At 42.9% G+C, this 13,418-nt stretch carries 5 protein-coding genes; all 5 read right to left on the reverse strand.

Going from position 1 to position 13,418, the window contains the following annotated elements:
- Positions 1-785 precede the first annotated feature (785 nt).
- Positions 786-1,157, reverse strand: coding sequence for a cupin domain-containing protein (locus tag V7K25_RS19075; RefSeq protein WP_335160078.1), 372 nt, complete (start codon positions 1,155-1,157; stop codon positions 786-788).
- 27 nt (positions 1,158-1,184) lie between these two features.
- The gene (locus V7K25_RS19080) at positions 1,185-2,147 is read right to left on the reverse strand and encodes a chlorinating enzyme (protein ID WP_335160079.1); all 963 of its coding nucleotides are present in this window, start codon (positions 2,145-2,147) and stop codon (positions 1,185-1,187) included.
- 84 nt (positions 2,148-2,231) lie between these two features.
- Positions 2,232-10,784 carry an amino acid adenylation domain-containing protein gene (locus V7K25_RS19085; protein WP_335160080.1) on the reverse strand — a complete coding sequence of 2,851 codons (8,553 nt, stop codon included), beginning with the start codon at positions 10,782-10,784 and terminating at the stop codon, positions 2,232-2,234.
- A gap of 64 nt (positions 10,785-10,848) precedes the next feature.
- Positions 10,849-12,057 (reverse strand): macrolide family glycosyltransferase, encoded by a 1,209-nt coding sequence (locus tag V7K25_RS19090; RefSeq protein ID WP_335160081.1) that lies wholly within the window; start codon positions 12,055-12,057, stop codon positions 10,849-10,851.
- A gap of 125 nt (positions 12,058-12,182) precedes the next feature.
- On the reverse strand, positions 12,183-13,244 hold the full coding sequence (locus tag V7K25_RS19095) for an NAD-dependent epimerase/dehydratase family protein (protein ID WP_335160082.1): 1,062 nt from the start codon (positions 13,242-13,244) through the stop codon (positions 12,183-12,185).
- Between the last annotated feature and the right edge of the window lie 174 nt (positions 13,245-13,418).

Genomic DNA, 13,418 nt, shown 5'->3' on the forward strand with positions numbered 1-13,418 from the left:
ATTTTATTTATCATTCAATCATCTTTTACAATTATCGATGTCATTTTGGAATCTCCCTTAGTTTTTATTAGTAAATAAGATGCGTTTGCCCTGGGCTACTATTTCTTCAAATAGTGAGCGTGCTTCTGTGAAAAATCCTTCATTTACCGTGGATGCTTCCATCTATTCCCACCCACAACTGTCTCTTTTTTCAGAATAGCGAGCCTGTCTTTTTGCTCTGATAATTGTCTCCAAAGCTTATGAGTACAGCACTCTGATTTCTACTCTTTATCAGATTATCGTCTTTTGATAAGAGCCGCACCCAAAACAAAATTATCACAGATGTAAGTTTAAGATCAGAGTGGAATGGCACTAAGTTAAAATACAGCCCTTACCCTGACTGGTTCCGAGCCTCCAGGCTGGGAAACCATTCCCGGAGGCTCCGCCTCCTCTTTCTTGACCAGAGGCAGAGCCTCTCAGAATCCGTTCCCAGCCTCCAGGCTGGGAACGAGGCTACACAAGCCTTTAGGCTTTTCTTAGTGCCATTCGTATCAGAGTGAAGTCAAAAGCTCACAGATGCTATGCTAAAAATCTTAATAAGCTGTTACGCATTTAAGTTCAGTATTTAGTAATTTTTAATTTACTCGCTTGCCGAGGCACTTCTTTGGGAACTCCAAGAAATAAATTATCCCACTTGAAGTTGCTGACTGTTGACTGTGAACAGTGGGATATTTTTTTATTTGAAAGTTCCTTTACTCAGCACACTCGTGCGTCAACCAAGTTCTGATCTCTCATCTTTTAGGTATTCAGAGCCATTCGCAGTCAACAGTAAGCTCATTCATTACCTCTCCAGTATTTACCGTGGATTTTGGCTCAAATAGAAGGACATGAACTTCCTCTTCAGCAAAGGGAAGATGCTGAATACTTCGAGCTATAATCGTGAAATCCCCTTCTCGAAGAACAAGCTCACTATTTTCTAACTTGATCTTTAGCTCCCCTTTGATCACCAGGAAGAACTCATCCTCGTTGTCATGGCGATGCCAAACGAACTCGCCCTTAAACTTGGCCAACTTGATAAACTGACCATTGAGTTCCCCAACGATTTTCGGGTCCCAATATCTCTCGATCAGCCTCAACTTCTCAGCTAGGCAAACTCGTTCACCAGCGATCTTATTCATCTATTCACCTCAGGTTATAAGAGTTTCCTACTCTTGACACAAATTGCTCGTGAAAGCCTTTCCTCTTGTGGTATGTGTCACAATCCGATTATGAGTGAAATCGTTTTTTCCTGAGACTAACACACCACCGTATTTTTCTAACTTAATACTGCCACCATATTCTGTTACAACCTCAGTATCAGGATAGATTCTCACTGAGGTCGGTACATAGCGAGCGACGTAGCCCAATCGCATTTGTTTTGTCTTTCCACTATGAGGGTGCGAAGCATGCATTAGCGTTGACCAGAACAAAATGAACTGTCCAGGGCGCATAATCATGGACACGCTTTTTGATTCTTCTGGTTTCCAATCTGGATCGATTTGTAACTGGCGATAGTCGTATCCAAAGAAGCCTCGCTGAACGGCTTCCTTATTGATTGTATTGATTTGATCCTGATTATAGTGCATTCGTTTACTTTCGTCGTAGTACATTGTACGATGGGTGCCTGGAATGAACTGAAGGCAGCCGTTTTCTATAGTCGCCTCAGTGAACGCTGTCCACACAGTTATTGTGCCACCGAAATCTTCGGCATCTGGCCATACGATTTGAGGTGATCCGGAAGCATTAGCAAATGTGTCTGCCTGATGCCAATCAGTACCTTCGTCACCTGGATACTTTGGAAAGAACTCACTGCGCCAACACAAAACATCAGGTCCTAAAACACTGCTTACTCTGTCAACAATTTCTGGGCGAGATATATGATCAGCCAAAAAGGAAAGGTCAAGATGGCGATCATAGTTTGAAATATTAGTAGCTCCTGAAATCGCGTCGCTATCTTGATAGATAGCCTTGCTACGATCAAGTATCTCAATGCGCTCACGCTGCCACAGTGCTTTCATCTCTTCCGGCTGGTATAAGGTAAAAGGGCCTGCATACCCTCGTTCATGGAAGCTCGCTAGCTGCTCTGGAGTCAGAGAAAACTTTCGATGTTTATTTTGAGTATTCTGCATCAATCTATCTCCTAGTTAGGTAAAAATATTTGCTTGTTTGTGCTGATGAAAACTCGCTAATTTTTCTGAAGTGAGGAAAAATCTTTAAAGTTTATTGTCGTAAACATTTTTTGAATTGGTATTAACCAACAAAATTTCTTGAATAGCCGCAGTCAAGTCTTTGACATAAGGTTCTCTCATCAGATTCTCATGCTCTCCGATGATGCTTTTGACGCGCACCTGCTTGCTGGTTAATTCCTGCCAACCTGTACTTTCATCATCGGGAAACTGTTGCGTGAGTGCAACAGTTTTGAACAGGCATAGAGGAGATTTAATTGGTTTTGGTTGATAGCAAAGACTCGCCTGCATGTTGGCTTTGTAAACGTTAAGTAATCCCTGCACAAGATTCTTTCCAGAATTAGGAGGAACGATTTCATGATATTGCAACAGTTGCAACGCATACTCAAATCGTTTTTCTGTATCTAAAACTGCAAGCTCTTCTGAGGAAACATTTACAGATTCGTTAAAGTGAAGTCCAATCTGTTTCACCATAAAGGCAAGGAGAACAGCTTCGTCATCTAACGATGCCTCTTTTTCCATGTTGGGTAAGGGGGGATGGGTATCGATAATTAAGAGATTTTCAATTCTTTCTCCTACGGCTTCCAATTGAGATGCTATTTCAAAGGCAACTAGTCCGCCAAAAGAGTAGCCTCCCAGCAAATAGGGCCCGTTTGGAACTATTTCTCGCATCGCTTTGATGTAAGTAGAAGCCATTGCTTCAATGGAATCTAAAGGCTGTTGTTCGCCATCTAAACCAGGTGCTTGAAAGGCGTAAAGCGGTTGTTTTTTGCCGAGAATGCTTGCAAAAATTGAGTAGGACAAGGCATAACCGGCTCCTGGGTGTACGAGAAATAGAGGTAAACGATCGCCTTTGGGTTGCAAGGTCAGTAAAACATCGGTATTACTTGGTTTACTCTCGCCTTCTAAGTGGAGGGCAATCTTTTCTACAGTTCCCTCACGGAAAAAGCTGACGACGGGAAGGCTGTACCCTAATTGCTTTTCGATTTGGGCTATCAAACGGATCGCCAACAGAGAATGACCCCCCAGTTCAAAGAAATTATCGGTGACACCAATCAAACTCACCTGAAGTGCTTCTTCCCACAGTTCCACCAATTTATGTTCTAATGGTGTGCGAGGTAGAATCCGTTTGCTCAAACGTGCTTTCCCATCAGTGCTTGGCGCAGGTAATATTTTTCTGTTAACCTTGCCGTTGGGCGTTAAAGGCATAGCCTCTAAGAATACAAATGCTGATGGCACCATGTACTCAGGCAACTTTTCTTTCAAAAACTGGCGCAGTGCGATCGCGCTAGGTGGATTCAAATGGGGGACAACGTAGGCGACAAGCTGCTTGTTACCTGGTTGGTCTTCCCGATCAATAACTGTTATTTCCCGCACTTCTGGATGCTGGCTCAACAAAGTTTCAATTTCTCCTAGTTCGATGCGGAAACCGCGAATTTTTACCTGATTGTCAAGGCGGTTCAAAAATTCAATCTTGCCATCGGGTAGATAACGGGCTAAGTCTCCTGTTTTATAAAGGCGGGCACCCTCTCGATCGCTAAATGGGTTAGGGATGAACTTGGATGCTGTTAAATCCGGGCGATCATAGTAGCCTCTAGCCAAACCAACACCGCCAATATATACCTCGCCTGGAATACCGATCGGAACGGGTTGCAGTTCTCGATCTAGCAGATACACGAGTAAGTTTTGTAATGGTTTCCCAATTGGGATCTCTCGCCCATCCAGTTCTAACTCTGACAAATTGCAGATGGTTGCCGATATTGTAGCTTCCGTAGGGCCGTATTCGTTCACCAGTTGGGGATATTCACCCACACACTTTTTCCAGGCATTTACTTGTTCTGGAAGTGCCCGCTCACCTCCAATCACGACCAGACGCAAGGACTCAGGTAACAGCAAATTTCCAAGTGTTAATTCAAAAGTCACTTGCTGCCAGTATGCTGTTGGCAAATCCAATATCGTCACGCCATAATCCCGGCAGTTTTGCATGAAAGCTGCCACGGAACTCAACATTTCATTGGTACGCAATATTAAGGTTCCGCCGGATACCAGGCAAGAATAAATTTCCGCAACTGCGACATCGAAACTAATAGATGCAAACTGGAGAAAACGCTCTCCACTGCTGAACCCGCATTCCCGAATTCGCCCCTGCGTATAATTTACTAAAGACTGATGTTGAATCATTACTCCCTTGGGCTTGCCAGTAGACCCAGAGGTGTAAATCAAATAAGCCAAATTATCGGGATTAACCTGACTAACTAGATTCTCCTTGGTTTCCTGAGAAATTTCTTGCCAGCTTGTATCTAAGAAAACTACACGTCCTTGATATTCGGGTAGTTCTGGTAGCAAATGATTCTGAGTTAACAACACCGACGTTTGGGAATCCTCTAGCATGAAGGTCAAACGTTGCTGGGGTAATTGCGGGTCTAAAGGCAGATAAGCCCCGCCAGCTTTCAGGATTCCCAACAGCCCAACAATCATTTCTAAAGAGCGCTCCATGCAGAGACCCACTAGCACCTCTGGCCCTACGCCCAAGGATTGCAGGTAGTGCGCCAAATGATTTGCTTGCTCGTTTAACTCTCGGTAGGTAAGCTGTTGCTCCTTAAATACTGCTGCTATAGCCTCTGGTATCTGTTGCACCTGATTTTCAAACAACTGATGGATACATAAATCTTGGGAATAAGACTTCTGAGTTTGGTTCCATTCCACCAACAACTGATGTTGCTCGCTTGCTGGCAGTAGAGGCAATTCTGTAAGATGCAACCAAGGATTGACAGCAATGCCTGCTAGCAAAGTCTGAAAATGCTTCTCCAGCCGCTCAATAGTTGCTGGTGCAAACAAATCAGTATTATATTCCCACGCGCCCTCAAGTCCCTTTTCTGTCTCCATCATCGACAGAGTTAAATCAAACTTGACGGTGACGCTTTCCATTTCCAAATGAGTCAGCCTGAGATTGGGCAGTTCCAAATTTCCGATCGGTGCATTCTGCAAGACAAACATCACTTGGAACAAGGGGTTATGGCTCAGGGAACGCTCTGGTTGAAGCTCTTCCACCAGTTTCTCAAAAGGCAAATCTTGATGGGCATAGGCTGACAAGGTTTTCTCTTTAATCCGTTCCAGCAACGTTGCAAACGACGGATTGTCTTGGACATCGGTTCTGATAACTAAAGTATTGACAAAAAAGCCAATTAGCTGTTCGATTTCTTTACGGTTGCGATTAGCAATCGGGGTTCCAACTAACAAGTCGTGTTGTCCAGAATAACGCATCAACAGAGTCTTAAACACCCCTAACAATCCCATGAACAGGGTAGCGCCTTGAGATTCACAGAACTGCTTCAAGCCTTCGTAGTTTTTGCGGTCTACTACGAAAGGAATTTCACGACCCTGATAAGAAGCGATCGCGCGACGGGGATAATCTGTTGGCAATTCTAAGGGTTCTAATTCTCCGGCGAGTTCCTGCTTCCAATAATCAAGTTGCTGTGAAAGTTGGGTTTTTTCAAAGGTAGTACGTTGCCAGCTAGCAAAATCACCGTATTGTAGAGAGAGTGGTGCTAAAGGTGATTCCTTACCTGTACAAAATGCCGTATAAATCGCAGACAATTCTTGCACCATTACTCCAAATGACCAAGCATCGGAAATAATGTGATGCATCACTGCTATAAATACATGGTCATCCTCAGCCAACTTATAGAGATAGACGCGAAGCAAGGGCCCAGTTTGAAGATTAAACGGACGCACAGACTCCGATATCACTGCTTGTTTGAGTATCTCTTCTTTGTTTTGGAAGTACCTGAAATCGGTAATCAACAGCGATATATCATTTGATTCGTTGATAATTTGCACGGGATTACCACTAGCATCCTGAGAAAATTTTGTGCGTAATACCTCATGCCGTTGGACTATCTCCTGCAAACTGCGCTCAAACGCTTGTTGATTTAAACATCCGTCCATGCGGAAGCCTACCGCAATGTTATAAGCAGGATTATTCGCCTCTAACTGGTCGAGGAACCACAGTCTTTGCTGAGAAAAAGAGAGTGGTAAGTTGTCACGTTGAGCAATTTTTGATATCTGAACGTTCTGATTTGTCTGATTCTGCGTCTTAGTAGCGAGCAAATCAATTTGTTCTGCAAGAGCAACGAAGGTAGGATATTCAAAAATTGTTCGCAAAGGAAAGGCTAAATCAAATTCTTCCCGAATTCGAGAAATCAGTTTCGTCGCCAGTAGGGAATGTCCGCCCATTTGGAAAAAATTGTCCGTTAGTCCGATGCGCGACCCTCCAAGTACATCGTTCCACATTTTACTTAAGCGTTCTTGGGTGACGGTTGTTAATTTAACATCAGAATCTTTAGCAATTGTCTCCACAACCTCTGGTGCAGGTAAAGCACGTCGGTCTAATTTGCCGCTTGGAGTCATGGTCAGCTTCTCCAGCAGCACAAAAGCGGCAGGGATCATGTATTCTGGAAGTTCTTCCCGTGCCTGTTGCTGGAGTTCGGGAATCAGCGCCTTGGCAAAACGGGCTTTTAAGGGATTTACCCAATATAATTGCGTTGGTTTCAGGGGGGCGCTATTTTGGGTAATAGGCATCACAGGTTTTGCCCCGTTTGTAGTATAGAAGCAAACATCAAAATAATTAGCACCAAAATCTTTTGAGTAGCTAATCGTGACTTGACAACCTGCTTGTTGGGCAAGTTGATAGAATTTTTGCGGGTCAACAGCTGTTTGTGGATTCAGCTTGTTCAACAACTCGCGCAGTTCAACGACTGTAGCGACTCCGTTATTTTCCTGATACCACTGTAAAATAGTTTCGTCTTCAAGCAGACGAGCATTGGGGACACCCCGCCAAGCAATGGGCAACTCTAGCCCCTTAATTGATTGCAGATTTCCTTGCTTCCAGTCTTCCCAGATCGGTTCAAAGGTATGAGCTTTGGCAAAACTGCCTTTTTTGTGAAGAACCACATCATAACGGTATTTAGTTAGTTCATTATGTGCGGTTTCTGCTTTGAGGTGAACTTCTACCGGATCTAGATTTGGCAAAACCTGTGGTAGATTTACAAAGTAGGCTGGATCGAGAACGAGTTCGTTTTCTTTTTGAGTAACTCGTCGAACTAAGGCGGCAAAAGCTTCTCGGTCAGTTTTATCAGCAGCTTGGAAACAAGCTATGCTGGCGTGAAAAGCGTTTAAAGTCGGCAGGTGGCGATTATCGCCGATAAATAAACTTCCTCCGGGAGCTAGCTGTTGTAATGCTTCGGCAATCACTTGCTGGAAGTATTCAATCGAGGGAAAATACTGCGCTACAGAGTTAATAATAATCGTATCAAAATATCCAGAAGGAATATTTGCAAAATCCTTCGCTTCCTGATGAAGCAAGCGAACATTGCTCAAGGAGTGTTTCTGAGTAAGATTTTCTAGACGAGCGATCGCTTGTTGGGAAAAGTCTGTCGCCCAATAAGATTCAACCTCCGGCGCAATATTGAAAAGAATCATTCCAGTACCACATCCAATTTCCAAGACGCGTTTTGGAGCCAAGGTTTGAATGCGTGTTAATGTATTCTTTAGCCACTCGCGCATTTCTGGGGCAGGAATAGGTTGACCGTCATAGCTGTTGTTCCAACCAATGATATTAAAAGCTGCATCAGCTTCGGTTTCACTAGCGCTATAGTTTTCGTCAAAAGTATATTGCCATTCTTGAGTTTGCTCCCGCGTTAAGTTTTCATAATCGGGTATTTTCGCCAAATCAGTCTCAGGTACGATGTAAGCAACTAGTCGCACATCTTGTTGACTTTCCTGTTGGGTAATTACGCAAGCTTCTCGCACACCCGGATGACGCTGCAAAAGCCCTTCAATTTCACCCAATTCGATCCGAAAACCGCGTATTTTAACTTGGTGATCGTTACGCCCCAAATATTCGATTTCTCCGTTGTGCAGATATCGCGCTAAATCACCAGTTTTGTAGAGACGGTTATTTCCTTGCGGGTTAGCGGGGTTGACGATCATCCGCTCTGCGGTTAATTCCTCGCGGTTAAAATACCCTCGCGCCACACCTGCACCGCCAACATAAATTTCACCAACCACCCCCAAAGGAACTGGTTGTTTATAAGCATCAAGAATATAAAAAGATAGATCCGGAATAGGTTTACCGATAACACTTCCCAAACGCTTCTTGATATCGTTCCAGCGAATTGGACGATAAGTAACGTGAACAGTGGTTTCTGTAATCCCATACATATTTACCAATAGGGGAAAATCATCGCTGTGACGTTCAAACCACGGTTCCAAACTTGACAAATCCAAAGCTTCGCCACCAAAAATTACATAGCGTAAATTTAGTTCGCTTTCCCGACAAATGATTTCTTCAGCTTGAATCAATTGGCGGAAAGCCGATGGTGTCTGGTTTAAAACTGTTACTCTAGCGTCAATAAGTAAGTTGTAAAACTCTTCTGGCGATCGACTCACTAAATAGGGGACAATAACTAAACGTCCGCCAAACAACAACGCCCCCCACATTTCCCAAACAGAGAAATCAAAAGCGTAGGAATGAAACAGAGTCCACACGTCTTTTTCGTTAAAGTGGAACCATTGTTCGGTTGCCAACATCAAACGTACAACGTTGCGATGGGTAACAACAACTCCCTTGGGTTTGCCAGTTGAGCCGGAAGTGTAAATTATATAAGCGGCGTTATCTGGATTGAGATTAACTTCTGGATCGGTAGCTTTTTCCTGAACAAGTTCCGCTTCACAATTATCAATAAAAACTAGATCGGCTTGGTGTTTTGGTAGTTGCGTCTCAAATTCTGCCTGTGTGAGCAAGACTGACACCATGCTATCCTCAAGCATATAGGCGACACGCTCCGCAGGATAATCCGGGTCAAAGGGAACGTAAGTACCACCAGCCTTTAGTACTGCTAGGATAGCCACCATCAGATCCAAAGAACGAGACATCCACAATCCCACTTGTGATTCAGGTTTTACACCCAAACGGATAAGATAATGTGCCAATCGATTAGCTCGTTGGTTGAATTCTGCGTAGCTTAAGGATTGATTCTCAAAAATCAGTGCCGTTTTGTTTGGATGCAAAGCCGCCTGTTGGCTAAAAACTTCATGTAAACAGAATTCTACTAGAAAACTCTCAGGCGGGTTTGCAGGCATCAACTGAGCGTATTCTTCATTTGAGAGAATCGCTAACTGAGTTATCGGCACATCGGGTTGCGTCACTAAATTTTCCAGCAAATTACAAAAGTGACGCGCGATTTGTTCTACTGTTTCCCGTGTAAATAAATCAGTATTGTATGAGAAAACACCACTGAGATTATTTTCACTTTCTGAGATAAAAAGTTCCAAATCGAAGCGGGCGGCATCTTGACTTTTGATCGGAGTTACAGTCAAATTCCCAGCTTGAAAATGAGGTTTTGGGGCATTTAGTAGAGTAAAAGCAATTTGAAATAGCGGGTTGATACTAGTGTTTCGTTCAACATTTAATCTATCTACGAGTGCTTCAAAAGGCACTTCTGAATGTTCAAAACTTTCCAGAATCGTTTCTTTGACTTTTTTTAAAAGAGTACGAAAACTAGGTTCTCCCGATAAGTCGGCGCGAATTACCAACATATTGACAAAGAAACCGATGAGTTTTTCCGCATCGATTCCTGGACGATTGGCAATAGAAGTTCCCACGGGGATATCTTTCTGTCCGCAGTAACGCCCAAGAAGAACCCCAAAAGCAGCCATGAGAGTCATGAAGAGGGTAGCATTTTCTTGGTGGCTGAAATTGCGAATAGTCTGTGTCAAAGAAACAGGGATGGAAAAACTGACTAAATCTCCTTTAAATGATTGTAAACGCGGTCGGGAAAAGTCAGTAGGAAATTGCAGAACGGGTAAATTTTTGAGTTGTTTTTCCCAATAGGCAAGTTGTTCGTCTAAAACCAAATTATTAATTTTATCTTGTTGCCAAACAGCATAATCTGCATATTGGATATTCAGTTCTCCAAGGGCAGTCACATCACCCTTGATAGCTAAATGATAAAGAGAAGCCAGTTCTTCAACAAGAACGCCTATTGACCAACCATCAGCAATAATATGATGAAGGGTGAGAGCCAAAACATATTGCTCTGGTGTTAGTCGTATAAGTTTGGTTCTGATTAACGGCCCTTTTTCCAAATTAAAGGAATATTGTGTCTCTGAGCTAGCTACAGCAGAGATTTGTTTTTCGATTTCGGCTTCAGCAATATCACTCCAATCTTCCAAAATTAAATCCGTTAAAATATTTGGATGAATCTGTTGCCAAGGTTCACCATCAATTGCCATAAATGTAGTGCGAAGGCTTTCATGTCGCTGCTGCAATTGTCTAAAAGCTTGCTGCAAAGCCTCTATTTGCAGCGAACCATCCAAACGGAATATAGAACAAATATTATAAGCAGAAGAAGTAGGTTCCAATTCATGAAGGAACCACAAGCGTCTTTGTTGAAAAGAAGCCGGAGTTTCTGTAAGAGCACGTTTTTTAATGAGAAACTTGTCTTCTTCGCGGTTAATACCCTCTTCTTCCAGAAGTAATTCTAAAAGTTCAAAATCAGTTGTTTCTAAAAAATTCATAATGAATATAACTTAATTTTTGTGGTGGACTTGAGATTTAATCTTGACGATTTGCCTGCTCTTTTTATCCTTTACTTCCACTCATTGCCACATATCCGAGAATTTCATCCACTGCCCGCTTTGCTCCTCCAGCTGCCCGACAAGCATCACCCAAACGATCGCTATTTGCCTGAAATGAGTCATTGTTCAAGATTTTCAGTGCCGTCTCTCGCAAACGTTCAGAATTGACATCTTGGGGCAAAATCATGATTCCTGCGCCCTGCTCCTGAAGGCGACGTGAAATTATCTCTTGCTCGTAGGTTTGAGGAATTGCGATTGTGGGGGTTGAGTGCCACGCCGCTTCCCGTGCGCCACCTCCCGCACCGTGCATGATAAATAAGCTGGTGCGTTCTAATATCTTCAGTTGGGGAATTGTGCCTGTAGCTCGAATGATAAAATTTGTGGGTACATCCCCCAGTTGGGCAGGATTAATCTCTGGACTCAGTACCATTAGAACTTGAGCGTCGATGTTATGAAACGCCTCTATGCAATTTTTGTAAAAAGCTAATCCCGGATCGTGAATGCTGCCGAATGAAATCAAGATCAGCTTGTCTTTTTGCAACAGTTCCATAGGGAAATCAGATGCGATCGCCCGCACCGGATCGCAAGGGCCAACAAAGTGAAAGCTTTGGTCAAATTTATCGACATATGGCTGGAGTTCCGGTGGTAAATAACAAATATTTAAGGGTTCTGGATTGGTAAAAGTATCGATAAATTCAATGGGTGGAATTTTGTAAGTCTCTCGCAGTTCTGTTTCATATTGACGAAACACCTGGATATCGGGCGATGTTTCTGACAACAATTCAGGTAGTTTCTCCTGAAGTTGCGGACATTCATAGAAGCTGCGCGGACAAAATGCAGCGCTGGCAATAGTGTTAACTGCCGGGACGTTGAGCAACTGTGCTATCAGTTTTCCCCAAAGACACAGCGAGTCGTGAATAATGTAGTCTGGTTTGTCCGCGCGAACCGATTCCAGAAGTGCGCTCAACATTTCGTTAGCAGTCCAAGTCAAAACTGGTACTAGCGAAAAATCATTATGGCCTTGTGGTGCTGCCTCAATTCGTAGTGGTGGATAAAAACGAAAAGATGCCCCAAATGCCTCAATTTCTTTCTGGAATTTGGGAATTTCATAGTAAATAACTTCTTCACCTCTGTGAATCAGTTCTGCTACTAAACCGAAGCTTGGGAACACATGCCCAGCTGCTGAAACATTCAGGAATACAGCACGGCTCATAAATTAAAATTTAATTAATCTGCTTTTACTATTGATATAGGAAATATTATTCGCAACTTATGCAGTTATTCTTTGATTTATGTTGCCTAATTGCGGTTGATTCAGATTCTCGTTGCCAAAACTTCTCAAGCAATATACGTAAGTTTATCTGACCAAGCACCGACAATTTCTGAGAATATCAATTGCAAGGGTTTGGTGATCGACCAGTTGGGATAATCCTGCTTCATTTTCCGCAGGTCACTGTAGTAACATATATGGTCTCCCTCGCGGTTTTTATTTACATACTCATACCGCATCTTTTTGCCAGTAAGTGAAGTAACAATGTCAAAGGCTTCTAAGATGGAACAGGTATTTTCCTTTCCTCCACCCAAATTGTAAACTTCACCGCTTTTGGGGGCTTGGATAAACTCTTCAATAAATCGAGCAACATCATAAGAGTGGATATTGTCTCGTACTTGCTTACCCTTGTAACCAAACACTTTATAGGTGCGAGCTTCTAAATTGGATTTTACCAAATAGCTGAGAAATCCATGTAATTCCACACCACTATGATTAGGGCCTGTCAAACATCCGCCGCGCAAACAGCATGTTTTCAGCCCAAAATAGCGACCATATTCTTGAACCATCACATCAGCAGCAACTTTTGAAGCACCGAATAGAGAGTGTTTTGATTGATCGATACGGAAAGATTCCGGGATACCATGCTTATAAATGTAATCACTATAGTCCCAACGTTTGTTTAACTCCAACATGGGAATTTCATTCGGTGCATCTCCATATACTTTGTTAGTAGACATGTGTACAAAAGCCGCAGACGGGGCAAATCTGCGAGTTGCTTCCAATAAATTTAACGTTCCTACAGCATTGGTATCAAAGTCATCGAAAGGAATCTTCGCAGCCAAATCGTGGCTTGGTTGTGCTGCTGTGTGGACGATCGCATCTGGTTTGAGACTCTCGATTAACTCTAGGATGCTGATGCGATCGCGAATATCTATCTCATGATGCACAAAACCTTTAATCAAAGATTCTAAACGCCATTGATTCCAACGAGTATCTCCTTGGCTTCCAAAAAAAACGGCTCTTTGGTTATTATCTATACCGTGAATTTTCCATCCTTGTTTGGCAAAATGCAAACAAACTTCTGAGCCAATTAGCCCTGATGAACCAGTTACAAGTAATTTTCTCATTTGATTCTTACCTTTATTTACTATTTCTCTTTGCTTGTGGTGGGGAGAGGAGAGAAAGCGATCGTAGGTGGGGTGGGCTTGGGAGCGAATTAAGGGTAATTTAGCGACATGATATAAGTCAATACGCTTGGGTTAAGGTTAAAACTCTTTCTTTGTCAAAGCCAATTTTTTTAA

This window comes from Nostoc sp., assembly GCF_036919495.1.
In the GTDB taxonomy this organism is placed as follows: Bacteria; Cyanobacteriota; Cyanobacteriia; order Cyanobacteriales; family Nostocaceae; genus Nostoc.

Bases quoted from the DNA above. Each gene is read 5' to 3' on its own strand.
- V7K25_RS19075 (WP_335160078.1), bottom strand. From the start codon at position 1,157: ATGAATAAGATCGCTGGTGAACGAGTTTGCCTAGCTGAGAAGTTGAGG.
- V7K25_RS19080 (WP_335160079.1), bottom strand. From the start codon at position 2,147: ATGCAGAATACTCAAAATAAACATCGAAAGTTTTCTCTGACTCCAGAG.
- V7K25_RS19085 (WP_335160080.1), bottom strand. From the start codon at position 10,784: ATGAATTTTTTAGAAACAACTGATTTTGAACTTTTAGAATTACTTCTG.
- V7K25_RS19090 (WP_335160081.1), bottom strand. From the start codon at position 12,057: ATGAGCCGTGCTGTATTCCTGAATGTTTCAGCAGCTGGGCATGTGTTC.
- V7K25_RS19095 (WP_335160082.1), bottom strand. From the start codon at position 13,244: ATGAGAAAATTACTTGTAACTGGTTCATCAGGGCTAATTGGCTCAGAA.